Genomic DNA, 24074 nt, shown 5'->3' on the forward strand with positions numbered 1-24074 from the left:
GTTTGAGTTTTGTGAGCAACATAGATCCCCTGTAGGTGCGAGCCTGCTCGCGATGGTCTCAAGCCGAATACTACCGGTGCGATTCGCTCGTCATTCAGTCTGCCGCAATCGCTTGTAAAGGGTATTGCGGCTGACCCCAAGGCGCCGGGCCAGATACGAAATATTCCCCCCCGCCGCCTGCAACTGCCGGTTCAAATCCTCGACATCATTCAGGTCCACGGCCAACGGCTCCGGCGTATCGACCGGTTCCATCTCCAGATCGACAAAAAAATCATCCGGCAAATGCTCCGGGCGTATCGGTTGTTCCTCGGCCATCGCCAGTGCCACCTGCATCACACTGCTGACCTGACGCAAATTCCCCGGCCATGGGTGGCGGTCGAACAACTCCAATACCTCGCGGCTCAGTCCGGCCCATTGGCTGGGTTCGCGATGCTGTTCCCACAGGCGTTTGAACAGCGCCTCTTTGTCGCTGCGTTCTCTTAGCGGAGGCAGTTCCAAGGTCAGGCCGCCGATGCGGTAGTACAAATCCTCACGAAACCGCCCCAACTGTACCTGCTCGCGCAACGAGCGATTGGTCGCTGAAATGATGCGCAAGTCCACAGGGAACAACTCGCTGCTGCCTACCGGCTGCACGCAACGCTCCTGCAACACCCGCAACAGGCGCGCCTGGGTGGGAAGCGGCATGTCACCGATTTCATCGAGGAACAGCGTGCCTTTGTCGGCCTTGCGGATCAGCCCGATGCTGCCTTTCTGGTTGGCGCCGGTGAACGCGCCTTTCTCATAACCGAACAACTCGGACTCCACCAGTTCGGCGGGAATCGCTGCGCAGTTGACGGCGATGAACGCTTGTTTGCTGCGCGAGCTGGCCTGATGCAGGGCTTTGACGAACACTTCCTTGCCGACCCCGGTTTCACCATGGATCAGCAAGGGGATGTCTTTTTCCAGCAAGCGCTCGGCCTGACGCACGGCCTTTTCCACGCGGCTGTCGCCGAAATGCAGGGAGTTGAGGCTGATGGCCGCGGGTGCAGCTACAACCGGCTCGGTGAACACTCGGGGTTGAATCGATGCCTGTTTCGGCCGCTTCAACAGGCACTGGAAGCGATTGCGCCCGGAGGTTTGCAGGGCGAAGGGCAGGCCTTCGGGCTGGTTGAGCAATTCCAGCAGCGAGACCTTGAACAGGCTTTCGACACTGACCCGCGACAGGCTGATGCCCAGCAGATTGTCGGCCCGGCGATTGGCCGACAGCACTTGGCCGGTTTCATCGAAGATCAGTAACCCCGCCCATTGGCTGTCGAGGTTGTTCAGCCCGGTGTTGAACGTCAGCTGGAAATGCTGGCCGTGGAACAGGTTGAGGATCAGCCGGTTTTCCACGGTCTGGCTCATCATCTTGACCATGCCCAGGGTGTGGGAGGGCGGCAGGTAGCTGTCGCTGGACACGTCGAGCACCGCGATGACCTTGCGCTCGGCATCGAAAATCGGCGCGGCGGAACCGGTCATGAAGCGGTTGGCCTTGAGATAGTGTTCATCGTGCTCGATGTGCACGGCTTGTTCGCAGGCAAGAGCGGTGCCGATGGCGTTGGTGCCGGTGCAGCGCTCCATCCAGCTGGCGCCGGCGCTGAAACCCCGGGCCAGTTTCGGTTCGATAAAACGCTGGGTGCCCCAGGATGTGAGCACCTGGCCCTGATGGTCGGCGAGCATGATCAGGCAATTGGAGTTGCTCAGGATGTTCTCGTAGTAGGGCAACACTTCCTGATGGGTGGTTTGCACCAGTGAATGCTGGCTCTCCAGCAGTTGCGCGATGCCCGCGGCCGGCAATTGGTCGAATGCCGGCGTGCTCTGGTGACTGAGGCCGAACGCGCGGCAACGGGTCCAGGAGTCCTGGATGATGGCGTCGTGGGACAACGGCGATGCGGGTGCGGCCATGGCAGTCGATCTCTGAACAAGCTTTTATTGTTTTTATGGGTAGTTCCCTGTGGGAGCGAGCCTGCTCGCGAATGGGAGTGTCAGTCGACATTGATGTTGGCTGAACCACCGCTATCGCGAGCAGGCTCGCTCCCACAGGTTTTGCGTCTCTGGCCATGCTCGGGGAATGGCAAAAAAGCCTCCGTAGAGTGTTGTTCACTATTGTTCACTGTCAATGGGTGAGCTGTTCAATTGTTCATTTCCGATTGTTCATTTGTGTTCAGCAACGAACGCGGTTTTGCAGTCATCTTCGGGAATTTCAAGTTGAATCAATAGCTTGAATTTTTTGGCACGGATGTCGCTTAGTAGCTCCGGTCGCTTGACTCCAATAATAAAAAGGCCGAGCCATGTCACTCACCCTGGAACACGTCAGCCGCACCGTCGAGGGCCAGACCTGGATCGACGATGCCAACCTGAGTTTTGAACCCGGTTCCTTCAACGTTTTACTGGGTCGCACCTTGTCTGGCAAAACCAGCCTGATGCGCCTGATGGCCGGTCTGGACAAGCCCGACAGCGGCCGCGTCCTGATGAACGGCGTCGACGTCACCCAACGCCCCGTGCGCTTGCGCAATGTGTCGATGGTCTATCAGCAGTTCATCAACTACCCGACCATGACGGTGTTCGACAACATCGCCTCGCCACTGCGTCAGGCCGGTGTATCCAGCGAAGTGATCCAGAGCAAGGTGCTGGAAACCGCGAAGATGCTGCGCATCGAGAAGTTTCTCAAGCGCTATCCGCTGGAGCTTTCCGGCGGTCAGCAACAACGTACGGCCATGGCCCGGGCGCTGGTCAAGGATGCCGAACTGATCCTGTTCGATGAGCCGCTGGTCAACCTCGACTACAAGTTGCGCGAAGAACTGCGCCAGGAAATGCGCGAGTTGTTCAAGGCGCGCCACACCATCGCGATCTACGCCACCACCGAGCCCAACGAGGCCCTGGCCTTGGGCGGCACCACCACCATTCTTCACGAAGGCCGGGTGATCCAGAGCGGCCAGTCCGCCTCGGTCTATCACCAGCCGCAAACGGTGCTGGCGGCGGAGCTGTTCTCCGAGCCGCCGATCAACCTGATGCCGGGGCGCATTGCCGGCAACGAGGTGAGTTTCGCCAACTTCGTGCACTTCCCGCTGAACGTCGATCTGCGCCCGGTGGGCGAGGGCGAGTTCCGTTTCGGCGTGCGACCCAGCCATATCTCGCTGGTGCCGAGCAACGACGATGACCTCGAATTGGCGGTGACCGTCGAAGTCGCGGAAATCAGCGGCTCGGAAACCTTCCTGCACGTGCGCAACGAGCACTTCCTGCTGGTGCTGCACTTGCCGGGTGTCCACGAATACGACGTCGATGCGCCGATCCGCATCTACATCCCGACCCATAAACTGTTTGTGTTCGATACGCAGGGGCGGCTGGTCCAGGCGCCGGGCCGGCGTGTCACGAGGGTTGCCTGATGGCCGAAATCCGTTTGCAGAACCTCGCCCACAGCTACACCAAGACCCCGGCGGGACCGGAGGACTACGCGATCCGCGAAATGGACCACATCTGGGAGCAGGGCGGCGCCTATGCCTTGCTCGGTCCGTCGGGCTGCGGCAAATCAACCTTGCTCAACATCATTTCCGGGCTGCTCAGCCCGTCCCAGGGCCATGTGCTGTTCGACGGTAAAGCGGTCAACAACCTGACCCCGGAAAAGCGCAACATCGCCCAGGTTTTCCAGTTCCCGGTGGTCTACGACACCATGACGGTGTTCGACAACCTGGCCTTCCCGCTGCGCAATCAGGGCATGGCCGAAGCCAGGGTCCATAGCAAGGTGCAGGAAATCGCCGAGGTCCTCGACCTGCAGAACCTGCTGAGCAAAAAGGCGCGCAACCTTACCGCCGACGAAAAACAAAAAGTCTCCATGGGCCGCGGGCTGGTGCGCGATGACGTGTCGGCGATCCTGTTCGACGAGCCACTGACGGTGATCGACCCGCACCTGAAGTGGAAACTGCGGCGCAAGCTCAAGCAGATCCACGAACAGTTCAACATCACCATGGTCTACGTCACCCACGATCAGCTGGAGGCCTCGACCTTCGCCGACAAGATTGCGGTGATGTACGGCGGGCAGATCGTGCAGTTCGGCACGCCAAGGGAATTGTTCGAGCGCCCGAGCCACACCTTTGTCGGCTACTTCATTGGCAGCCCCGGGATGAACCTGATTGAGGTGCAGCCGCAACCGGGCGGTGTCGGTTTCGCCTCGACTCATCTGCCGCTGTCGGAGGCGATGCAGCAGCGTATTGCTGAGTCGGAGTGGAAAACCCTGAAGGTCGGCATTCGTCCGGAGTTCGTCCATGTGTGGGACGAGGCCTTTGATGAGGCGCTGCGGGCAAAGGTCGTACACGTCGAAGACCTGGGCACCTACAAGATCATGAGCCTCGACCTCCATGGCGCGCCGCTGAAAGTGCGCCTGGCCGAAGACAAACCGGTGCCGCAAGGCACGGCCTACATCAGTTTTCCGGCGCAGTGGCTGATGGTCTACGCCGATGAATTCCTCCTGGAAGCCCAAGCCAGCATTGAGGTGCAGCCATGAACAAGGTGCAGAACAACAAGGCCTGGTGGCTGGTGATGCCGGTGTTCCTGCTGGTGGCGTTCAGTGCGGTGATCCCGATGATGACCGTGGTCAACTATTCGGTGCAGGACATCTTCGACCAGTCCAGTCGCTACTTCGTCGGCGCCGACTGGTACAAGCAGGTGCTGCTCGACCCGCGCCTGCACGACTCGTTGCTGCGCCAGTTCATCTACTCGGCTTGCGTGCTGCTGATCGAAATCCCCCTGGGGATCGCCATTGCCCTGACCATGCCGACCAAGGGGCGCTGGTCTTCGGTGGTACTGATCATCCTGGCGATTCCGTTGCTGATCCCGTGGAACGTGGTCGGCACCATCTGGCAGATCTTCGGCCGCGCCGACATCGGTCTGCTGGGGGCGAGCCTCAAGGCCATGGGCATCAGCTACAACTATGCGGCGAACACCATGGACGCCTGGGTCACCGTGCTGGTGATGGACGTCTGGCACTGGACCTCGCTGGTGGCGCTGTTGTGCTTCTCCGGCTTGCGGGCGATTCCGGATGTGTATTACCAGGCGGCGCGGATCGACCGGGCTTCGGCCTGGGCGGTGTTCCGGCATATCCAGTTGCCCAAGCTCAAGAGTGTGCTGCTGATCGCCGTGATGTTGCGTTTCATGGACAGTTTCATGATCTACACCGAGCCGTTCGTGCTCACGGGCGGCGGTCCGGGCAATTCCACGACCTTCTTGAGCCAGACCCTGACGCAGATGGCGATCGGGCAGTTCGACCTGGGGCCGGCAGCCGCATTCTCGCTGGTGTACTTCCTGATCATCCTGTTGGTGTCCTGGCTGTTCTATACCGCCATGACTCACTCTGACGCCAACCGCTGAGGCCATCATGAGCAAGAGAAAGCTGATCCCACTGCTGATCTACATCCTGTTCCTGCTGGTGCCGATCTACTGGCTGCTGAACATGTCCTTCAAGAGCAACACCGAAATCCTCGGCGGCCTGACACTTTTCCCACAGGACTTCACGCTGGCGAACTACAAGGTGATCTTCACCGATCCGAGCTGGTACACCGGCTACATCAACTCGGCGTACTACGTGAGCCTGAACACGATTATTTCCCTGACCGTGGCCTTGCCGGCGGCCTATGCGTTTTCGCGTTATCGCTTCCTCGGCGACAAGCACCTGTTCTTCTGGCTGCTGACCAACCGCATGGCGCCACCGGCGGTGTTCCTGTTGCCGTTTTTCCAGCTGTATTCCTCGATCGGCCTGTTCGATACCCACATCGCCGTGGCCCTGGCCCATTGCCTGTTCAACGTGCCGCTGGCGGTGTGGATTCTCGAAGGCTTCATGTCCGGCGTGCCCAAGGAGATCGACGAAACCGCCTACATCGATGGCTACAGCTTTCCCAAGTTCTTCGTGAAGATTTTCATCCCGCTGATCGGCTCCGGCATCGGCGTCACGGCGTTCTTCTGCTTCATGTTTTCCTGGGTCGAACTGCTGCTGGCGCGAACCCTCACGTCGGTGAACGCCAAGCCGATCGCAGCGGTGATGACCCGCACCGTCTCGGCATCCGGTATCGACTGGGGCGTGCTGGCGGCGGCGGGGGTGTTGACCATCCTGCCGGGCATGCTGGTGATCTGGTTTGTTCGCAACCACGTGGCCAAGGGCTTTGCCCTGGGCCGGGTATGAGGAACTGATGATGGAATGGATGAGCTGGACCGTCCCCACGGCGGCATTTTTTGGTGTCATCGGCTTGATCCTGGTGGGCATGACCACCTGGGAATTGCGTTCGCCGAGCGTGCTTCGGCGAGGTTTTCTACCGATTGCCACCACCCGTGGCGATCGGTTGTTCATCGGTCTTCTCGGCAGCGCCTACCTGCATTTGCTGGTAATCGGCGTCACCGACTGGAGCATCTGGGTCGCCTTCGCGATGTCCCTGGTGTGGCTGTTGGCTGTGATGCGTTGGGGCTAGTCGAATCGCTCGGCAATGTTGCTCCGAAACTCAATAAGGAGGTCTCTATGTTCGACAAAAACAATAAGCTGCGACATAGCATTTCATTGGCAGCCATGCTGGCACTCAGCGGTTTGAGCGCGTCTGCCTGGGCCGATGCCTATGAAGACGCGGCGAAGAAATGGATCGGCGCTGAATTCAAGCCGTCCACCCTGACGGCCGATCAACAACTCGAAGAGTTGAAGTGGTTCATCAAGGCGGCCGAGCCGTTTCGCGGGATGAGCATCAAAGTGGTGTCGGAAACCATCGCCACCCACGAGTACGAATCCAAGGTACTGGCCAAGGCCTTCACCGATATCACCGGGATCAAGCTGACCCACGACCTGCTGCAGGAAGGCGACGTGGTGGAAAAGCTGCAGACCCAGATGCAATCGGACAAGAACATCTATGACGGCTGGGTCAACGACTCGGACCTGATCGGTACGCACTTCCGCTACGGCAAGACCGAATCGATCACCGACCTGATGGCCAACGAGGGCAAGAACTTCACTTCGCCGACCCTCGACATCAAGGACTTCATCGGCATCTCCTTCACCACCGCGCCGGACGGCAAGATCTACCAGTTGCCCGACCAGCAGTTCGCCAACCTGTACTGGTTCCGCGCCGACTGGTTCGAGCGTGCGGACCTGAAGGCCAAGTTCAAGGAAAAGTACGGCTACGAGTTGGGCGTACCGGTGAACTGGTCGGCCTATGAAGACATCGCCAAATTCTTCAGCGAAGACGTCAAGGAAATCGACGGCAAGCGCGTCTACGGGCACATGGACTATGGCAAGAAAGATCCATCCCTCGGCTGGCGCTTCACCGATGCCTGGTTCTCCATGGCCGGTGGCGGCGACAAGGGCTTGCCTAACGGTTTGCCAGTGGATGAGTGGGGTATCCGCGTCGAGGACTGTCACCCGGTGGGTTCCAGCGTGACCCGTGGCGGTGACACCAACGGCCCGGCGGCGGTGTTCGCCACCACCAAGTATGTGGACTGGATGAAGAAGTACGCGCCACCGGAAGCGGCGGGCATGACCTTCTCCGAATCAGGTCCGGTGCCGTCCCAAGGCAACATCGCCCAGCAGATTTTCTGGTACACCGCGTTCACCGCCGACATGACCAAACCGGGGTTGGCGGTGATGAACGCCGACGGCACGCCGAAATGGCGCATGGCGCCGTCGCCGCGCGGACCGTATTGGGAAGAGGGCATGAAACTGGGGTATCAGGACGTGGGTTCCTGGACCTTCATGAAGTCCACACCTGAGAAACAGAAACTCGCGGCCTGGCTGTATGCGCAGTTCGTGACTTCGAAAACCGTGTCGCTGAAGAAAACCATCGTCGGCCTGACGCCGATTCGTGAGTCGGACATCAACTCGCAGGCCATGACCGACCTGGCGCCGAAACTCGGTGGCCTGGTGGAGTTCTACCGCAGTCCGGCCCGCGTGCAATGGACCCCGACCGGGACCAACGTGCCGGATTATCCTCGCCTCGCGCAGTTGTGGTGGAGCCACATCGCCGAAGCCGCCAGCGGCGAGAAAACCCCGCAAGAGGCACTGGACGGCCTGGCCAAGGATCAGGACGCAATCATGAGCCGTCTGGAACGCTCGAAGGCACAAGCCACCTGCGCCCCGAAAATGAACCCCGAGCGCGACGCGCAATACTGGTTCGACCAGCCGGGCGCACCGAAGCCGAAACTGGCGAACGAGAAGCCTAAGGGCGAGACCGTGAGCTACAACGAACTGCTGAAGTCGTGGGAGGCGGCGCGTAAGTAACTTGGTTGGATTGTGAAAGGCGAACGGCACCGGAAGGTGCCGTTTTTTGTTGGTGTCTGTTCCACCGTCATCGCGAGCAAGCTCGCTCCCACAGTTGATCCATGGCATTCACAAATTTTGTGTTCACAGAGGACCCTCTGTAGGAGCTGCCCGCGAAGAGGCCATCCCGGCCACTACAAAACTTTGTCTGAGCAAATACTAGAGGATCAATTTTTGCGAAAGCGGGTAGGGCAACTGCAATCTTTTGAGGTGAACCCCCATATGCAAAAACGGCACCCGAAGGTGCCGTTTCTGTTTACTGCCGAATGTCGCTTAAGCGATCAACCCGCCAGACCCGATTGCTGAACCAGGTTCAGCAGCGGTTGTGGGTAGACGCCGAGGAAGAACGCGACCAGGGCGATGGCCAGCAGCATCACGCCGCCTGCCTTCTGTTCCCAGTGCAGCTGGGCGTCTACGCGACGCAGGTTTGGCTCGATCAGGTACAGGGTGACCATGACGCGCAGGTAGTAGAACACGCCGATGGCGCTGCCCAGTACCAGGGAACCGACCAGCCACCACTGATGGGACTCGACGCCGGTGGCGATGATGTAGAACTTGCCGATGAAGCCCGCGGTCAGCGGGATACCGGCCAGGGACAGCATCATCACGGTCAGGACGGCGGTCAGGTACGGACGGCGCCAGAACAGGCCGCGGTATTCGTACAGGGCGTCCGCGTCACGGCCTTTGTACGGCGAGGACATCAGGGTGATCACGCCGAAAGCACCGAGGCTGGTGATCACGTAGGTGACCAGATACACGCCGATGGCTTCCACGGCCAGACCCTTGCTCGCCACCAGGGCGATCAGCAGGTAGCCGAAGTGGGCGATGGACGAGTAACCCAGCAGACGCTTGAGGTTGCTTTGGGTCAGTGCCAGCAGGTTACCGAACAGGATCGACGCGATGGCGATGATGGTCAGTACGTCGCTCAGGACACCGCTGCTCGCTGCTGGCGAGATCTGGAACAGGCGCACCATCACCGCGAACACGGCCACTTTCGAAGCGGTAGCGAGGAACGCTGCGACCGGTGCCGGAGCACCCTCGTAAACGTCTGGAGTCCAGAGGTGGAACGGTACCAGCGACAGCTTGAACGCCAGGCCGATCAGCATCATGCCCAGACCCAGTTGTGCCAGCGAGCTTGGCAGGCCGGTAGCCGCCAGCGCCTGACCGATGCCGACGAAGCTCAGGGAACCCGAGTCTGCGTACAGCAACGCCATACCGAACAACAGGAACGCGGAGCCTGCAGCCGACAGCACCATGTACTTGATGCCGGCTTCCAGCGAACGCTTGTTGAAGAAGGCATAGGCCACCAGACCGTAGACCGGTACCGAGAGCAGTTCCAGGCCGACGAACAACCCGGCCAGGTGCTGCGCGCTGACCAGCACCAGGCCACCGGCGGCGGCCATCAGGATCAGCAGGTACAGTTCTTCACGGTTGCCCGGGTAACCCGTGCCGCCATCGCCGAGGTAGGCGTGGGCGAGGGTGACACAGGCGAGGGTGGCGACCAGGATCAGCGCCATGTACAAGCAAGCGAAGCTATCGATTTGCAGCAGTGGGGTCACCGCCAATGGCGCGACCTTCAAGGCTGGCAGGATCGACAGCAACGCCAGGTTCAGACCTGCCACGGAAATCAGGAAGGTCTGCGAGTGGTTGCGGCGCCAGGCGATCGCCAGCATCACCACGATGATCGTGGCGCTGGTGATCAACAACGGCGCAAGCGCGATAAAGTGTTGAGTCGTGAATTCCATAGCGCTCTTACCGGGCCGAAGCGAGTTGAGTGAAGGCGGTGCCGAGCCACTGCTGCACGCCATGCATTGTCGCGGCAGAGGTATCGAGGAACGGTTGTGGGTACACGCCGATGTAAATCAGCAGTGCGGCCAGACCGACCACCATGATCATTTCGCGACCGTCCATGCCATGCAGTACCGCATCCGATTTGGCCGGACCGAAGTACGCACGGTGGATCATGATCAGCGAGTAGACCGAACCGAACACCAGACCGGACGTGGCGATGATGGTGACCCATGGGGCGATCGGGAAGGTGCCGATCAGGATCAGGAACTCACCGACGAAGTTACCGGTACCCGGCAGGCCCAGGGACGCCGCTGCGAAGAACAGGCTGAGGGCCGGCAGGTAGGCGATCTTCGACCACAGGCCACCCATTTCACGCATGTCGCGGGTGTGGGTGCGTTCGTACAACTGGCCACTCAGGATAAAGAGTGCCGCGGCCGACAGACCGTGGGCCAGCATCTGCATCACCGCGCCCTGCAGCGCCAGTTGGCTGCCGGAGTAGATGCCGATCAGTACGAAGCCCATGTGGGAAACGGACGAGAAGGCAATCAGACGCTTGATGTCGGTTTGCGCGAACGCCAGGAACGCACCGTAGAAGATCCCGATCAGACCCAGGGCCATTGCAAACGGCGCGAACTCGGCCGAGGCATTCGGGAACAGCGGCAGGGCGAAACGCAGCAGGCCGTAGGCCGCGGTCTTCAGCAAGATACCGGCGAGGTCGACGGAACCTGCGGTCGGCGCCTGGGCGTGAGCGTCAGGCAACCAGGAGTGGAAAGGCACGACCGGCAGCTTGACCGCGAAGGCGATGAAGAAGCCGAGCATCAGGATGTACTCGGTGGTCATCGACATCTTGGTCTTCAACAGGTCGGCGTAGTTGAAGGTAATCACGCCGGTGTCGTTGAAGTTGACCAGTACCAGGCCCAGGATCGCCACCAGCATGATCAGGCCGGAAGCCTGAGTGAAGATGAAGAACTTGGTCGCCGCGTAGATCCGGGTTTTCTTGCCGTCCGAAGAACTGTGACCCCAGAGCGCGATGAGGAAGTACATCGGCACCAGCATCATTTCCCAGAAGAAGAAGAACATGAACAGGTCGAGGGCGAGGAACACGCCGACGACACCGCCCAGGATCCACATCAGGTTCAGGTGGAAGAAGCCCACATGACGCTGGATCTCTTTCCACGAGCAGAGTACCGAGAGCACACCCAGCAGACCGGTCAGCATGATCATCAACAGCGACAGGCCGTCGAGGGCCAGGTGCACGTTGATGCCGAAGCGCTGGATCCAGACGTGCTTGAACTCAAGCGCCCAGGTCGGGTCGGCGCCAGGCGCCGGGGCAAATGAATAGTCACCGTTGGCCCACAGCCAGAGGCCGAGGGAGAGCAGCAGGGACATGGTGATCAGCGCAATCCAGCGGGGGAGGGTGGCGCCGAAGCGCTCACCCATCCAGCACAGCAGGCCGCCGATGAAGGGAATCAGGATTAGCCAAGGCAGAATCATGACGGGTTCGTTTCCTTTCGCAAATTCGCAAGGTTCATATCAGACCGCTACCAGCACGACGGCGCCGATTACCAGCACGGCACCAGCAGCCATCGAGGCGGCGTACCAACGCAGTTGACCGGTCTCGGTACGGCTCAGGGCGGTGTGACCGCCTTTGGCCATGCGCGGGATCAGACCGATGGTCTGGTCGAGCGGGTCTTTGCGCAGGATGTGGCTGATCGCCAGGTACGGCTTGACGAACAGTTTGTCGTAGATCCAGTCGAAGCCCCAGGCGGCGAACCACCAGGCCGAGAGGAAACGGCCGATGCCGCTGTTGGCGACGGCGGTGACGAAGCGACGCTTGCCGAGGAACAGCAGGGCAGCCAGCAGGATACCGGCCAGGGCGATGGCGCCCGAGGCGATTTCCAGGCTGTGCTTGGCTTCGCCGCCGGCATGGCCGACGCTCTCCGGCAGCACGCCGTGCAGCGGCGGAACGATCATCGCGCCGATGGCGGTGGACAATACGATCAGCACCGACAGTGGCAGCCAGTGGGCAATGCCATGACCGGCGTGGGCTTCGGTCTTCGCTTCACCGTGGAACGCGATGAAGATCAGGCGGAAGGTGTACAGCGAAGTCATGAACGCGCCGACCAGACCTGCGTAGAGCAGACCGTCGTTGCCGCTGGCGAACGCTTCCCAGAGGATTTCGTCCTTGGAGTAGAAGCCTGCGGTGACCAGAGGCAGGGCCGCCAGGGCCGCGCCGCCGACGATGAAGCTGGCGTAGGCCAGTGGCAGTTTCTTCCACAGACCGCCCATCTTGAAGATGTTCTGCTCGTGGTGGCAGGCAACGATCACCGCACCGGAAGCAAGGAACAACAGGGCCTTGAAGAAGGCGTGGGTCATCAGGTGGAAGATCGCGCCGTCCCAGGCGCCGACGCCCAGGGCCAGGAACATGTAGCCGATCTGGCTCATGGTCGAGTAGGCGAGGATTCGCTTGATGTCGGTCTGGACCAGGGCTGCGAAGCCTGCGAGAACCAGGGTCACGCCACCGACGATGCCGACAAGGTGCAGGATTTCCGGCGCCAGGGTGAACAGGCCGTGGGTACGGGCGATCAGGTAGACGCCCGCGGTCACCATGGTCGCGGCGTGGATCAGTGCCGAAACCGGAGTCGGGCCGGCCATCGCATCCGCCAGCCAGGTTTGCAGCGGCAGTTGCGCGGATTTACCGACAGCGCCGCCCAGCAGCATCAGGGTGGCCATGACCATCCAGAAGTCGCCGGACTGGAATTTCTGCGGAGCCAGCACCAGCAGTTCCTGAACGTTCAGCGTGCCCAGCTGGGCAAACAGAATGAACAGGCCGATGGCCATGAACACGTCACCGATACGGGTCACGATGAAGGCCTTGAGTGCGGCGTTACCGTTGTTGCGGTTGCTGTAGTAGAAACCGATCAACAGGTACGAGCACAGGCCCACGCCTTCCCAGCCGAAGTACAGGAACAACAGGTTATCGCCCAGCACCAGGAACAGCATGCTGGCGATAAACAGGTTGGTGTAGGCGAAGAAACGCGAGTAGCCGTCTTCACCGCGCATGTACCAGGACGCGAACAGGTGGATCAGGAAGCCAACGCCAACCACTACACCGAGCATGGTCAGCGACAGGCCGTCCAGGTACAGGGCGAAGTTCGGGGTGAAGCCTTCCACCGCCATCCACTGCCACAACACCAGGGTGTAGTGGCCGCCTTCCGGCGGAGCGACGTTGAATTGCCAGATCACGTAGGCGGTAACGATCGCCGACAGACCGATGGAGCCGACGCCGATCAGCGCGGCCAGGTTTTCCGAAATGCGGCCGCGTGAGAACGACAGCAGCAGGAAACCAATGAGAGGGAATACGAAAGTCAGAAAGAGTAGGTTCATCCGCGCATCTCACTGGCAGCGTCGATATCGAGCGTGTGGAAGCGGCGATACAGTTGCAGCAGGATCGCCAGGCCAATACTGGCCTCGGCGGCTGCCAGGCTGATCACCAGGATGAACATGATCTGTCCATCCGGCTGCGCCCAGCGGCTACCGGCAACGATGAACGCCAGCGCGGAGGCATTCATCATGACCTCCAGGCTCATCAGCACGAAAAGGATGTTGCGGCGGACCATCAGGCCGACCAGACCGAGGCAGAACAGGATGCCGGCGACCGCCAGACCATGCTCCATGGGGATAGCAGGCATCGTCATTGCTCCTTGGCTTCGTTGCGGCCCAAGTGGAACGCCGTGACGGCTGCGGCGAGCAGCAGCATCGAGGCGAGTTCGACCACCAGCAGGTAAGGACCGAACAGGCTGATGCCCACGGCCTTGGCGTCTACGGTGGTGTGGCCGATGGCTTCACCGGTCTGGTGGGAGAACAGCACGTACAGCAGTTCCACCAGCAGCAAGGCTGCGAGGAGGACCGGGCCGCCCCAGATACCGGGCTTGAGCCAGGCGCGCTCTTGCTGAACCGAGGCCGGGCCCAGGTTCAGCATCATCACCACGAACACGAACAGCACCATGATGGCGCCAGCGTAGGCGATCACTTCCAGAACACCGGCAAACGGTGCGCCGAGGGCGAAGAACGTCATGGCCACGGCGATCAGCGAAATGATCAGGTAGAGCAGGGCGTGCACAGGGTTGGTGTTGGTGATCACGCGAAGCGTGGACACCACAGCGATACCCGATGCGAAATAGAAAGCGAATTCCATCTTTCTTCCTTAAGGCAGCAAGCTCTTCACGTTGATCGGCTGGGCTTCATTCTGCGCGGAGCCTTTCGGCTTACCGGCAATCGCCATACCTGCAACACGATAGAAGTTGTAATCAGGGTTTTTGCCGGGGCCGGAGATCAGCAGATCTTCTTTCTCGTAAACCAGGTCCTGACGTTTGAACTCGGCCATTTCGAAATCCGGCGTCAGCTGGATCGCGGTGGTCGGGCAGGCTTCCTCGCAGAGGCCGCAAAAGATGCAGCGCGAGAAGTTGATGCGGAAGAAGTCCGGGTACCAGCGACCGTCTTCGGTTTCAGCTTTCTGCAGCGAGATGCAACCGACCGGGCACGCCACGGCGCACAGGTTGCAGGCTACACAACGCTCTTCACCGTCGGGGTCGCGGGTCAGGACGATACGTCCACGGTAGCGCGGCGGCAGGTAGACCGGTTCTTCCGGGTACTGCAGCGTGTCGCGCTTGCGGAAGGCGTGGCTGAAGATCATCACCAGGCTGCGAAGCTGGGTGTAGAAGCCATGCACAATGTCAAAAATGTACTTCATGATTCTCTATCCTCACTGAGCCGCGACGGCGGGCGTGTTGAGCAACACGATCGCAGCGGTCACCAGCATGTTGACGAGGGTCAGCGGCAAGCAGAACTTCCAGCTGAAATCCATCACTTGGTCATACCGTGGGCGCGGAATCGAGGCGCGCAGCAGGATGAAGAACATGATGAAGAACGCGGTTTTCAAAGCGAACCAGATGAACGGGATCTGCGGCAGAATGCCGAACGGACCGTGCCAGCCACCGAAGAACAAGGTCACCAGCAGCGCCGAGATCAGCACGATGCCGATGTACTCGCCGACGAAGAACATGCCCCATTTCATGCCGGCGTATTCAATGTGGTAACCGTCGGCCAGTTCCTGCTCCGCTTCCGGCTGGTCGAACGGGTGACGGTGAGTCACGGCGACGCCAGCGATGAAGAAGGTCAGGAAACCGAAGATCTGCGGAATGACGAACCACAGGTTCTGCGCTTGGTATTCAACGATATCGCGCATGTTGAACGAGCCAACCTGGATCACGATACCCATCAGCGACAGGCCCATGAACACTTCGTACGATACGGTTTGCGCCGAGGCCCGCAAGCTACCCAGCAGGGCGAACTTGTTGTTGCTCGACCAGCCGGCGAACAGCACCGCGTAGACCGACAGGCCAGCCATGGCGAAGAAGAACAGGATGCCGATGTTGATGTCCGCGACACCCCAGGTCGGGGTGATCGGGATGATTGCGAAGGCAATCAGCAAGGCGCTCATGGCCACGACCGGCGCCAAAGTGAAGATCACTTTGTCGGCGAACGGCGGAGTCCAGTCTTCCTTGAAGAACATCTTGATCATGTCGGCCGCGATCTGGAACGCGCCGAACGGACCGACTCGGTTCGGACCGTAACGGTCCTGCCAGAGGGCGAGCAGACGACGTTCGACCCAGCTGAGCAGGGCGCCACAGACCACCACGGCGAGCAGAATCACCACGGCCTTGAGGACCGCGATGATGATGTCGATCACTTCAGGAGTGAACAAGGTCATTGAGCTGCCTCCTGCAGACCGTCAACGGATTTGCCAAAGATCGCTGGCGGAATGCCGGCGATGCCCGCAGGCAGTGCCACCAGACCGGCGCCCAGCTCTTCATTGATGCGCAGCGGCAGACGCAGGGTCTGGCCAGCCACGCTCAGGCTCAGCATGGCGCCGTCATTGACACCCAGGCGGTCGGCTTCGGACTTGGCCAGTGCAACATAAGCAGCCGGAATGCGCTCCTGAACCGGAGCGGCTTTCGAAGAGTTCTCTTCGCTGCCGAACAGGTGGAAGAACGGCACAACCTGCCAGGTGCCCTGGGCCGGGTTGAACGCGCGCGGAACGCTGGCGAACCAGTTCAGCGAGTCACCGGTGCTTTCGATCAGGCGGGTGCCCGGGTCGCCAGCGCGGATGTGACCGCCGACTTCGTCCTGGAACTTGTTCCAGGCTTGCGGCGAGTTCCAGCCCGGAGACCAGGCGAATGGCACTTGCTGACGCGGTTCGGCCGAGCCCGAGTAACCTTCCATCGAGAAGGCGAACGCGGTGTCCTTGTCCTGCGGGGTACGCGGTTCGTGCACGCTGATGTCGGCGCGCATGGCGGTACGACCGGAGTAACGCAGCGGTTCGCGGGCCAGTTTCATGCCCTTGATGCGGAACGCGGCGGACGGTGCGGCATCGACGATGCGATTCAGGATCGAGGTGCTGGAAGCGACGGCGGCGGTGGCGTGGTCGAGTTGGGTCCAGTCAATCGGCTGGTTCAGCAGGGTTGCGCGCAGGGCATGCAGCCAGCGCCAGCCTTCGTGAACCAGGATGCTCGCGTCCATGTACTTCGGATCGAAGACCTGGAAGAAGCGCTGGGCGCGGCCTTCCTGGCTGACCAGGGTGCCGTCGCCTTCAGCGAAGCTGGCGGCTGGCAGAACCAGGTGCGCGCGATCGCTGGTGGCAGTCTTCTGATGGTCGGCGACGATCAGCACTTTGGCGGCGGTCAGGGCAGCATCGACACGGGCCTTGTCAGTACGGGTGTACAGATCGTTTTCCAGCACGACGATGGCGTCGGCGTTACCGTCGATCACGGCTTGCAGCGCCGCGTCGACCGATTCGCCACCGAGCATGGCCAGGCCGAGGCTGTTGGCCTCTGGCACGATCAGGCTGATGGAACCGTTCTTCTCGCGCAGCTTCAGGGCCTTGGCGATGTTCGCGGCGGCTTCGATCAAGGCTTTGGAGCCCAGGGAAGTACCGGCGATGATCAGCGGACGCTTGGCTGCGAGCAGGGCATCGGCGATGCGCTTGGCCAGCTCGAGGGCTTCAGCGTCCAGACCTTCAACGGCCGGTGCGCTGGCGTCGAGGGCATGAGCCACGGCGAAACCGATGCGGGCCAGGTCGTCTGGAGCGGCGTGAACGCACTCTTCGGCGATATCGTCGAGCTTGGTTTCAGCCAGGCTGGCGATGAACAGCGGGTTCAGCGCGTGCTGGCCGATGTTCTTCACCGCTGCGTCGAGCCAAGGCTGGACGCGCATGGCGTCGGCCATGTCTTCGGCCTTGCCCTTGACCGATTGACGCAGGGACAGGGCCATGCGCGCAGCCGTTTGGGTCAGGTCTTCACCGAGGACGAAGATCGCGTCGTGGTCTTCGATGTCGCGCATGTTCGGGATTGGCAGCGGGCTGTCTTTCAACACCTGCATGACCAGGCGAATGCGCTCCAGCTCGGCAGCTTCGATACCCGAGTAGAAGTGCTCGGCGCCCACCAGTTCGCGCAACGCGTAGTTGCTTTCGAGGCTGGCGCGGGGCGAACCGATACCGACGATGTTGCGACCGCGCAGCAGGTCGGCGGCTTTATCCAGCGCTTCGTCGAGGCTCAGCTTGGTGCCGTTGGCCAGCAATGGCTGACGCGGGCGGTCTTCGCGGTTGACGTAGCCATAGCCGAAACGGCCACGGTCGCACAGGAAGTACTGGTTCACCGAACCGTTGAAACGGTTTTCGATGCGACGCAGTTCGCCGTAACGTTCGCCCGGGGAGATGTTGCAACCGCTGGAGCAGCCATGGCAGATGCTCGGCGAGAACTGCATGTCCCACTTGCGGTTGTAGCGCTCGGAGTGAGTCTTGTCGGTGAACACACCGGTCGGGCAGACCTCGGTGAGGTTGCCGGAGAACTCGCTTTCCAGGGTGCCGTCTTCAACGCGACCGAAGTACACGTTGTCGTGGGCGCCGAACACACCCAGGTCGGTGCCGCCAGCGTAGTCTTTATAGAAGCGCACGCAGCGGTAGCAAGCGATGCAGCGGTTCATTTCGTGGGAAATGAACGGGCCCAGTTGCTGGTTCTGGTGGGTACGCTTGGTGAAGCGGTAACGGCGCTCGTTGTGGCCGGTCATTACCGTCATGTCTTGCAGGTGGCAGTGACCGCCTTCTTCACAGACCGGGCAGTCGTGAGGGTGGTTGGTCATCAACCATTCAACAACACTGGCACGGAAGGCCTTGGATTCTTCATCTTCGATGGAGATCCAGGTGCCGTCGGTGGCAGGCGTCATGCAGGACATCACGATACGACCACGGGTGTCGTTCTCGTCGGTGTACTGCTTGACCGCGCACTGGCGGCAAGCGCCAACGCTGCCAAGGGCAGGGTGCCAGCAGAAATAAGGTATATCGAGGCCTAGCGACAGACATGCCTGTAACAGGTTGTCTGCCCCATCGACTTCGAGCTCTTTGCCGTCTACGTGGATAGTGGCCATGGTTCAAAGTTCTTCGTTGGCCCGGTGTCAGCGGGCGTGGCTAATGGAATCTTGTTATCCGCGTGAATCAACACAGCCGTTAAAGGCGTCATCACACGAAAAGCGAAGGGCACGGACCCTTCGCCTTTTTTAAGCGTTTACGCGCCGACTACGATCGGCCTTGCCAGAGGCGGGACGGCGGCGCTGACAGGCGCGATACCGGCTTCGAACTCTGGACGGAAGTATTTGATTGCGCTGCCCAACGGCTCCACGGCGCCCGGTGCGTGAGCACAGAAGGTCTTGCCTGGGCCGAGGAAACCGACCAGACCCAGCAGGGTCTCGATGTCGCCTGGCTGGCCTTCACCGTTCTCGATGGCCATCAGCAGCTTGACGCTCCATGGCAAGCCATCGCGGCACGGGGTGCAGAAGCCACAGGATTCGCGGGCGAAGAACTGCTCCATGTTGCGCAGCAGGGACACCATGTTGACGCTGTCGTCCACCGCCATGGCCAGGCCGGTACCCATACGGGTGCCCACTTTGGCGATGCCGCCGGCGTACATTTGTGCGTCCAGGTGTTCCGGCAACAGGAAGCCGGTACCGGCGCCGCCAGGCTGCCAGGCCTTGAGCTTGTAACCGTCGCGCATGCCGCCGGCGTAGTCTTCGAACAGCTCGCGAGCGGTGACGCCGAACGGCAGTTCCCACAGGCCCGGGTTCTTGACCTTGCCGGAGAAGCCCATGAGCTTGGTGCCCATGTCTTCGCTGCCTTCGCGGGCCAACGATTTGTACCAGTCCACGCCGTCGGCGATGATCGCCGGCACGTTGCACAGGGTCTCCACGTTGTTCACGCAAGTGGGCTTGCCCCACACGCCAACGGCGGCAGGGAAGGGCGGCTTGGAGCGCGGGTTGGCGCGGCGGCCTTCGAGGGAGTTGATCAGTGCGGTTTCTTCACCGCAGATATAACGCCCGGCGCCGGTGTGGACGAACAGTTCGAAATCAAAACCCGAACCCAGGATGTTCTTGCCCAGCAGGCCTGCCGCCTTGGCTTCTTCCACGGCACGGTTCAAGTGCTTGGCGGCGGTGGTGTACTCGCCACGCAGGAAGATGTAGCCACGGTAGGTTTTCAGTGCGCGGGCACTGATCAGCATGCCTTCGATCAGCAGATGGGGCAGTTGCTCCATCAGCATGCGGTCTTTCCAGGTGTTGGGCTCCATTTCATCCGCGTTGCACAGCAGGTAACGGATGTTGATGGATTCGTCCTTGGGCATCAGGCCCCACTTCACGCCAGTGGGGAAGCCTGCACCGCCGCGACCCTTGAGGCCGGAGTCTTTCACGGTCTGGACGATGTCGTCCTGAGCCATGTCGGCGAAGGCCTTGCGCGCAGCGGCGTAACCGTTCTTGGCCTGGTACTCGTCGAGCCATACGGCTTCGCCGTCGTCACGCAGACGCCAGGTCAGTGGGTGAGTTTCGGCCGAACGCTTGATGAGGTTGGCCGGACCGAAGGAAGTCAGGGTCATACGTAGCCCTCGAGCAATTTGGCAACGCCTGCTGGCTGCACATCACCGAACGTGTCGTCGTCGATCATCAACGCCGGCGCCTTGTCGCAGTTGCCGAGGCAGCAGACCGGCAGCAGGGTGAAACGACCGTCGGCGGTGGTCTGACCCAGGCCGATGCCGAGCTTGCTCTGGATTTCGCTGACCACGGACTCGTGGCCGCCGATGTAGCAGACCATGCTGTCGCAGACGCGAATGATGTGACGGCCCACTGGCTGACGGAAGATCTGGCTATAGAAAGTGGCCACACCTTCAACGTCGCTGGCAGGGATGCCGAGGATCTCGCCGATGGCGTACAAGGCGCCGTCCGGCACCCAGCCACGTTCCTTCTGGACGATCTTCAGGGCTTCGATCGACGCCGCGCGCGGGTCTTCGTAGTGATGCAACTCGTGCTCGATGGCCGAGCGCTCGGTTTCACTCAGGGTGAAACGGTCTGTCTGGATAAGCGTGCTGTTCATGCTTAGCGGTCCACGTCGGCCATAACGAAATCGATACTACCCAGGTACGCAATCAAGTCCGCGACCATGCTGCCTTTGATCACCGAAGGGATCTGCTGCAGGTGCGGGAAGCTTGGGGTACGAATCCGGGTGCGGTAGCTCATGGTGCCGCCATCGCTCGTCAGGTAATAACTGTTGATGCCCTTGGTCGCTTCGATCATCTGGAAGGATTCGTTGGCCGGCATGACCGGGCCCCACGAAACCTGCAGGAAGTGCGTGATCAAGGTTTCGATGTGCTGCAGGGTGCGCTCTTTAGGCGGCGGCGTGGTCAGCGGGTGATCCGCCTTGTACGGGCCTTCCGGCATGTTGCGCAGGCACTGGTCGATGATCCTGATGCTCTGGCGCATCTCTTCGACACGCACGATGCAGCGGTCGTAGGCATCGCCATTGGCGGCCAGCGGCACTTCGAATTCGAAGTTCTCGTAGCCCGAGTACGGGCGCGCTTTACGCAGGTCGAAATCGCAACCGGTCGAACGCAGGCCGGCACCGGTGACGCCCCATTCCAGGGCCTCTTTGGTGTTGTAGTCGGCGACGCCGATGGTCCGCCCGCGCAGGATGCTGTTGTCCAGTGCGGCTTTCTGGTATTCGTCCAGACGCTTTGGCATCCACTCGACGAAATCCTTGACCAGTTTTTCCCAACCGCGCGGCAGGTCGTGGGCGACGCCACCGATGCGGTACCAGGCCGGGTGCAGACGGAAACCGGTAATGGCTTCGATCACCGTGTAGGCGCGCTGGCGGTCGGTGAAGGTGAAGAACACCGGGGTCATTGCGCCGACGTCCTGGATGTAGGTACCCAGGAACAGCAGGTGGCTGGTGATCCGGAAGAACTCGGCCATCATGATGCGGATGACGTCGACCTTCTCGGGCACCTTGATGCCGGCCAGCTTCTCGACCGAGAGCACGTACGGCAGGTTGTTCATTACGCCGCCGAGGTAGTCGATACGGTCGGTGTACGGGATGAAGCTGTGCCAGGACTGACGCTCGGCCATCTTCTCGGCACCACGGTGGTGGTAACCGACGTCCGGTACGCAGTCGACGATCTCTTCGCCGTCCAGCTGCAGGATGATGCGGAACGCACCGTGCGCGGACGGGTGGTTCGGGCCGAGGTTGAGGAACATGTAGTCCTCGTTCGGGCCGGAACGCTTCATGCCCCAGTCTTCCGGCTTGAAGCGCGCGGACTCTTCCTCGAGCTGCTGCTTGGCCAGGTTCAGGGTGAACGGGTCGAACTCGGTGGCGCGGGCCGGGAAGTCCTTGCGCAGCGGGTGACCTTCCCAGGTCGGCGGCATCATGATGCGCGACAGGTGAGGGTGACCTTTGAAGTCGATGCCGAACATGTCCCAGACTTCACGCTCGTACCAGTTGGCGTTCGGCCAGATGCTGGTGACGGTCGGCAGGCTGAGGTCGCTTTCGGACAAGGCGACCTTGATCATTACGTCACTATTACGTTCGATCGACATCAAGTGATAGAACACGGAGAAGTCGACGCCGTTCGGCAGCCCTTGACGCTTGGTACGCAGACGCTCGTCCACGCCGTGCAGGTCATAGAGCATGACGTACGGCTTGGGCAGGTTACGCAGGAACGTCAGGACTTCGACGAGTTTGGCACGGGCAACCCAAAGCACCGGCATGCCGGTGCGAGTCGGCTGGGCGGTGAATGCCTCCGGGCCAAAACGGTTGTTCAGTTCGACGACCACATCCTGGTCGTCTGCCTTGTAAGGCGGGATGTACAGAGCACTGCCTGTAGTCATGGTTATTTTATCGCTTTCGGTCAACGTAAAGAATGAAACCAGGTTCTCGTTCTCTTAAAGAAGCAGATCTGGATCAGACTTCGTCGGGGCTGCGCAGGTTGGTGACTGCGATTCGCTGTTCGCGGCGCTTTTCCTTCTCGGAAGGCATCTCGGCGCGGTATACGCCTTGATCGCCGACGACCCAGGAAAGCGGGCGACGCTCCTGTCCAATCGACTCCTGCAACAGCATCAAACCTTGCAGGAAAGCTTCAGGACGGGGCGGGCAGCCTGGCACGTAGACGTCCACGGGCAGGAACTTGTCCACCCCTTGAACGACGGAGTAGATGTCGTACATGCCACCGGAGTTGGCGCACGAACCCATGGAGATGACCCATTTAGGCTCGAGCATTTGCTCGTAGAGACGCTGAATGATCGGTGCCATCTTGATGAAGCAGGTACCGGCGATAACCATGAAATCCGCCTGACGCGGCGATGCCCGGATAACCTCGGCGCCAAAGCGCGCGATGTCGTGGGGCGCCGTGAAGGCGGTGGTCATTTCCACGTAGCAGCACGAAAGACCGAAGTTATACGGCCACAGGGAGTTCTTGCGCCCCCAGTTGATCGTGCCGTTAAGCACGTCTTCGAGCTTGCCCATGAAAATGTTTTTGTGGACTTGATCTTCTAACGGATCGGAAACGGTTTCCCGCTGGCCAATCGGATACTGCTCGTTAGGAGCATCGGGGTCGATCCTGGTGAGATTGTATTGCATTGCCAAAGCCTCATTGTTTCAGCTTCGCTTGCCGCTTGCGCCGAGCTTCCGGAGCCCAGTCAAGGGCGCCCACTCGGAATAGGTAGACAAGGCCTGCCAACAGAATTGCTATGAAAACGAGAGCTTCGACGAATCCGGTCCAGCCGCTTTCGCGGACGGACACAGACCATGCAAAGAGAAAGAGGGCTTCGATATCGAAGATCACGAACAACATCGCGACCAGATAGAATTTGGCTGAGAGCCGCAAGCGGGCGCCACCTGTAGGTAGCATGCCGGACTCGAACGGTTCGTTTTTGCTGCGGCCCCAGGCTTTTGACCCAAGGAGGCTGGAGACACCCAGCATGAAGGCGCAGAGGCCGACGACGCCTAGAAGGAAAATGGCAAAGCCCCAGTTGTGGGCCATGAGTCCTGTCGCTTCGGGCATGCTGGTAATCCTTAACAGAGAGCAAGGGTCTCTGAGCTTGAAAAGAAACAAAAGCAGTGACGATATGTCGCAGCAATCAATCCCGCTGATTTTATGGCTAAACACCCGGCAAGTAAAATTCCTATAGCGAAATTTATTATAGGAATAAGGACATAGCGCGCTTCAAAAGCCCCGCAGGCCTTGCGGCTCGGGCATTAGCCGGCATTTCGCCAATTATGTTTTGTAGGGAATGTAACGAACATAGTTGCTGCTAAATGATAATCAATATTATTTGTCGCGGTTTTTAAACTGCTTGTCGTTCGGATACTCGGGAAGTTGTCTTATATGGGCGTTACTGCAAGTAGCGGAGGGGCGTGTTTTAGCGGGTTTTTCTGACAGCGAGGGCGCTCTGGATCAATGTTTTTCCGGATCATCACCATCCCCTGTAGGAGCGAGCCTGCTCGCGATAGCGGTGTGTCAGACACGGCATCTCCATCTGACGGACCGCTATCGCGAGCAAGCTCGCTCCCACAGGTTTTTTGCGGTGTTTGTTGAATCCCAGGCAAAAAAAC

At 60.4% G+C, this 24074-nt stretch carries 20 protein-coding genes; 6 read left to right on the forward strand and 14 right to left on the reverse strand.

Annotation, left to right across the window (positions count from 1 at the left end; genetic code table 11):
* Positions 1 to 90: 90 nt before the first annotated feature.
* Positions 91 to 1923 (reverse strand): sigma-54-dependent Fis family transcriptional regulator, encoded by a 1833-nt coding sequence (locus tag AABM52_RS10510; protein WP_347911688.1) that lies wholly within the window; start codon positions 1921 to 1923, stop codon positions 91 to 93.
* Between the two features lie 386 nt (positions 1924 to 2309).
* Between AABM52_RS10510 and AABM52_RS10515 the strand changes: the two genes are divergently transcribed.
* Genes AABM52_RS10515 through AABM52_RS10540 form a run of 6 tightly spaced genes read left to right on the forward strand, consistent with a single transcriptional unit; the run spans position 2310 to position 8263 of the window.
* Positions 2310 to 3404, forward strand: coding sequence for an ABC transporter ATP-binding protein (locus AABM52_RS10515; RefSeq protein ID WP_046037826.1), 1095 nt, complete (start codon positions 2310 to 2312; stop codon positions 3402 to 3404).
* The gene (locus tag AABM52_RS10520) at positions 3404 to 4519 is read left to right on the forward strand and encodes an ABC transporter ATP-binding protein (protein ID WP_347911689.1); all 1116 of its coding nucleotides are present in this window, start codon (positions 3404 to 3406) and stop codon (positions 4517 to 4519) included. Before AABM52_RS10515 ends, AABM52_RS10520 begins: the two co-directional genes overlap by 1 nt.
* A complete protein-coding gene (locus AABM52_RS10525) occupies positions 4516 to 5382 on the forward strand; it encodes a carbohydrate ABC transporter permease (RefSeq protein WP_223464554.1) in 867 nt (288 codons plus the stop codon). The genes AABM52_RS10520 and AABM52_RS10525 overlap by 4 nt, the downstream gene beginning before the upstream one ends.
* 7 nt (positions 5383 to 5389) lie before the next feature.
* The gene (locus tag AABM52_RS10530; RefSeq protein WP_108219064.1) at positions 5390 to 6190 is read left to right on the forward strand and encodes a carbohydrate ABC transporter permease; all 801 of its coding nucleotides are present in this window, start codon (positions 5390 to 5392) and stop codon (positions 6188 to 6190) included.
* 10 nt (positions 6191 to 6200) lie between these two features.
* Positions 6201 to 6473 carry a DUF2160 domain-containing protein gene (locus tag AABM52_RS10535; protein WP_032829366.1) on the forward strand — a complete coding sequence of 91 codons (273 nt, stop codon included), beginning with the start codon at positions 6201 to 6203 and terminating at the stop codon, positions 6471 to 6473.
* A gap of 47 nt (positions 6474 to 6520) precedes the next feature.
* Entirely contained in the window at positions 6521 to 8263 is a 1743-nt protein-coding gene (locus tag AABM52_RS10540) for an ABC transporter substrate-binding protein (protein WP_347911691.1), read from the forward strand.
* Positions 8264 to 8583: 320 nt separating this feature from the next.
* Here the strand turns inward: AABM52_RS10540 and nuoN are convergent, their stop codons facing one another.
* The 13 genes from nuoN to AABM52_RS10605 form a co-directional block, all read right to left on the reverse strand.
* The gene (gene nuoN, locus AABM52_RS10545; RefSeq protein ID WP_347911692.1) at positions 8584 to 10047 is read right to left on the reverse strand and encodes an NADH-quinone oxidoreductase subunit NuoN; all 1464 of its coding nucleotides are present in this window, start codon (positions 10045 to 10047) and stop codon (positions 8584 to 8586) included.
* 7 nt (positions 10048 to 10054) lie between these two features.
* Positions 10055 to 11587 (reverse strand): NADH-quinone oxidoreductase subunit M, encoded by a 1533-nt coding sequence (gene nuoM, locus AABM52_RS10550; protein ID WP_095943712.1) that lies wholly within the window; start codon positions 11585 to 11587, stop codon positions 10055 to 10057.
* A gap of 39 nt (positions 11588 to 11626) precedes the next feature.
* The gene (nuoL, locus tag AABM52_RS10555) at positions 11627 to 13480 is read right to left on the reverse strand and encodes an NADH-quinone oxidoreductase subunit L (protein WP_347911693.1); all 1854 of its coding nucleotides are present in this window, start codon (positions 13478 to 13480) and stop codon (positions 11627 to 11629) included.
* A complete protein-coding gene (gene nuoK, locus AABM52_RS10560; protein ID WP_007946416.1) occupies positions 13477 to 13785 on the reverse strand; it encodes an NADH-quinone oxidoreductase subunit NuoK in 309 nt (102 codons plus the stop codon). Before nuoK ends, nuoL begins: the two co-directional genes overlap by 4 nt.
* Before the next feature lie 2 nt (positions 13786 to 13787).
* Complete coding sequence (gene nuoJ / locus AABM52_RS10565; protein WP_347911694.1) at positions 13788 to 14291, reverse strand: NADH-quinone oxidoreductase subunit J; 504 nt, start codon at positions 14289 to 14291, stop codon at positions 13788 to 13790.
* Between the two features lie 9 nt (positions 14292 to 14300).
* A complete protein-coding gene (gene nuoI, locus AABM52_RS10570) occupies positions 14301 to 14849 on the reverse strand; it encodes an NADH-quinone oxidoreductase subunit NuoI (protein WP_046037837.1) in 549 nt (182 codons plus the stop codon).
* A gap of 9 nt (positions 14850 to 14858) precedes the next feature.
* On the reverse strand, positions 14859 to 15866 hold the full coding sequence (gene nuoH / locus AABM52_RS10575; protein ID WP_046037838.1) for an NADH-quinone oxidoreductase subunit NuoH: 1008 nt from the start codon (positions 15864 to 15866) through the stop codon (positions 14859 to 14861).
* Positions 15863 to 18577 (reverse strand): NADH-quinone oxidoreductase subunit NuoG, encoded by a 2715-nt coding sequence (gene nuoG, locus AABM52_RS10580; RefSeq protein WP_347911695.1) that lies wholly within the window; start codon positions 18575 to 18577, stop codon positions 15863 to 15865. Before nuoG ends, nuoH begins: the two co-directional genes overlap by 4 nt.
* A gap of 137 nt (positions 18578 to 18714) precedes the next feature.
* A complete protein-coding gene (gene nuoF / locus AABM52_RS10585; RefSeq protein WP_347911696.1) occupies positions 18715 to 20070 on the reverse strand; it encodes an NADH-quinone oxidoreductase subunit NuoF in 1356 nt (451 codons plus the stop codon).
* On the reverse strand, positions 20067 to 20564 hold the full coding sequence (gene nuoE, locus AABM52_RS10590; RefSeq protein ID WP_008020715.1) for an NADH-quinone oxidoreductase subunit NuoE: 498 nt from the start codon (positions 20562 to 20564) through the stop codon (positions 20067 to 20069). The genes nuoF and nuoE overlap by 4 nt, the downstream gene beginning before the upstream one ends.
* Before the next feature lie 2 nt (positions 20565 to 20566).
* The gene (nuoC, locus tag AABM52_RS10595; protein ID WP_007981273.1) at positions 20567 to 22351 is read right to left on the reverse strand and encodes an NADH-quinone oxidoreductase subunit C/D; all 1785 of its coding nucleotides are present in this window, start codon (positions 22349 to 22351) and stop codon (positions 20567 to 20569) included.
* Positions 22352 to 22424: 73 nt separating this feature from the next.
* Entirely contained in the window at positions 22425 to 23099 is a 675-nt protein-coding gene (locus AABM52_RS10600; RefSeq protein ID WP_046037844.1) for an NADH-quinone oxidoreductase subunit B family protein, read from the reverse strand.
* Between the two features lie 10 nt (positions 23100 to 23109).
* A complete protein-coding gene (locus AABM52_RS10605) occupies positions 23110 to 23523 on the reverse strand; it encodes an NADH-quinone oxidoreductase subunit A (protein ID WP_003223812.1) in 414 nt (137 codons plus the stop codon).
* Positions 23524 to 24074 lie beyond the last annotated feature (551 nt).

It is taken from the genome of Pseudomonas grandcourensis, from assembly GCF_039909015.1.
GTDB lineage: Bacteria > Pseudomonadota > Gammaproteobacteria > Pseudomonadales > Pseudomonadaceae > Aquipseudomonas > Aquipseudomonas grandcourensis.

What these genes read in the sequence shown, in the direction of transcription:
- AABM52_RS10510 (WP_347911688.1), bottom strand. Translation starts at nt 1,923, where the DNA reads ATGGCCGCACCCGCATCGCCGTTGTCCCACGACGCCATCATCCAGGAC.
- AABM52_RS10515 (WP_046037826.1), top strand. Translation starts at nt 2,310, where the DNA reads ATGTCACTCACCCTGGAACACGTCAGCCGCACCGTCGAGGGCCAGACC.
- AABM52_RS10520 (WP_347911689.1), top strand. Translation starts at nt 3,404, where the DNA reads ATGGCCGAAATCCGTTTGCAGAACCTCGCCCACAGCTACACCAAGACC.
- AABM52_RS10525 (WP_223464554.1), top strand. Translation starts at nt 4,516, where the DNA reads ATGAACAAGGTGCAGAACAACAAGGCCTGGTGGCTGGTGATGCCGGTG.
- AABM52_RS10530 (WP_108219064.1), top strand. Translation starts at nt 5,390, where the DNA reads ATGAGCAAGAGAAAGCTGATCCCACTGCTGATCTACATCCTGTTCCTG.
- AABM52_RS10535 (WP_032829366.1), top strand. Translation starts at nt 6,201, where the DNA reads ATGGAATGGATGAGCTGGACCGTCCCCACGGCGGCATTTTTTGGTGTC.
- AABM52_RS10540 (WP_347911691.1), top strand. Translation starts at nt 6,521, where the DNA reads ATGTTCGACAAAAACAATAAGCTGCGACATAGCATTTCATTGGCAGCC.
- nuoN (WP_347911692.1), bottom strand. Translation starts at nt 10,047, where the DNA reads ATGGAATTCACGACTCAACACTTTATCGCGCTTGCGCCGTTGTTGATC.
- nuoM (WP_095943712.1), bottom strand. Translation starts at nt 11,587, where the DNA reads ATGATTCTGCCTTGGCTAATCCTGATTCCCTTCATCGGCGGCCTGCTG.
- nuoL (WP_347911693.1), bottom strand. Translation starts at nt 13,480, where the DNA reads ATGAACCTACTCTTTCTGACTTTCGTATTCCCTCTCATTGGTTTCCTG.
- nuoK (WP_007946416.1), bottom strand. Translation starts at nt 13,785, where the DNA reads ATGCCTGCTATCCCCATGGAGCATGGTCTGGCGGTCGCCGGCATCCTG.
- nuoJ (WP_347911694.1), bottom strand. Translation starts at nt 14,291, where the DNA reads ATGGAATTCGCTTTCTATTTCGCATCGGGTATCGCTGTGGTGTCCACG.
- nuoH (WP_046037838.1), bottom strand. Translation starts at nt 15,866, where the DNA reads ATGACCTTGTTCACTCCTGAAGTGATCGACATCATCATCGCGGTCCTC.
- nuoG (WP_347911695.1), bottom strand. Translation starts at nt 18,577, where the DNA reads ATGGCCACTATCCACGTAGACGGCAAAGAGCTCGAAGTCGATGGGGCA.
- nuoF (WP_347911696.1), bottom strand. Translation starts at nt 20,070, where the DNA reads ATGACCCTGACTTCCTTCGGTCCGGCCAACCTCATCAAGCGTTCGGCC.
- nuoE (WP_008020715.1), bottom strand. Translation starts at nt 20,564, where the DNA reads ATGAACAGCACGCTTATCCAGACAGACCGTTTCACCCTGAGTGAAACC.
- nuoC (WP_007981273.1), bottom strand. Translation starts at nt 22,351, where the DNA reads ATGACTACAGGCAGTGCTCTGTACATCCCGCCTTACAAGGCAGACGAC.
- AABM52_RS10600 (WP_046037844.1), bottom strand. Translation starts at nt 23,099, where the DNA reads ATGCAATACAATCTCACCAGGATCGACCCCGATGCTCCTAACGAGCAG.
- AABM52_RS10605 (WP_003223812.1), bottom strand. Translation starts at nt 23,523, where the DNA reads ATGCCCGAAGCGACAGGACTCATGGCCCACAACTGGGGCTTTGCCATT.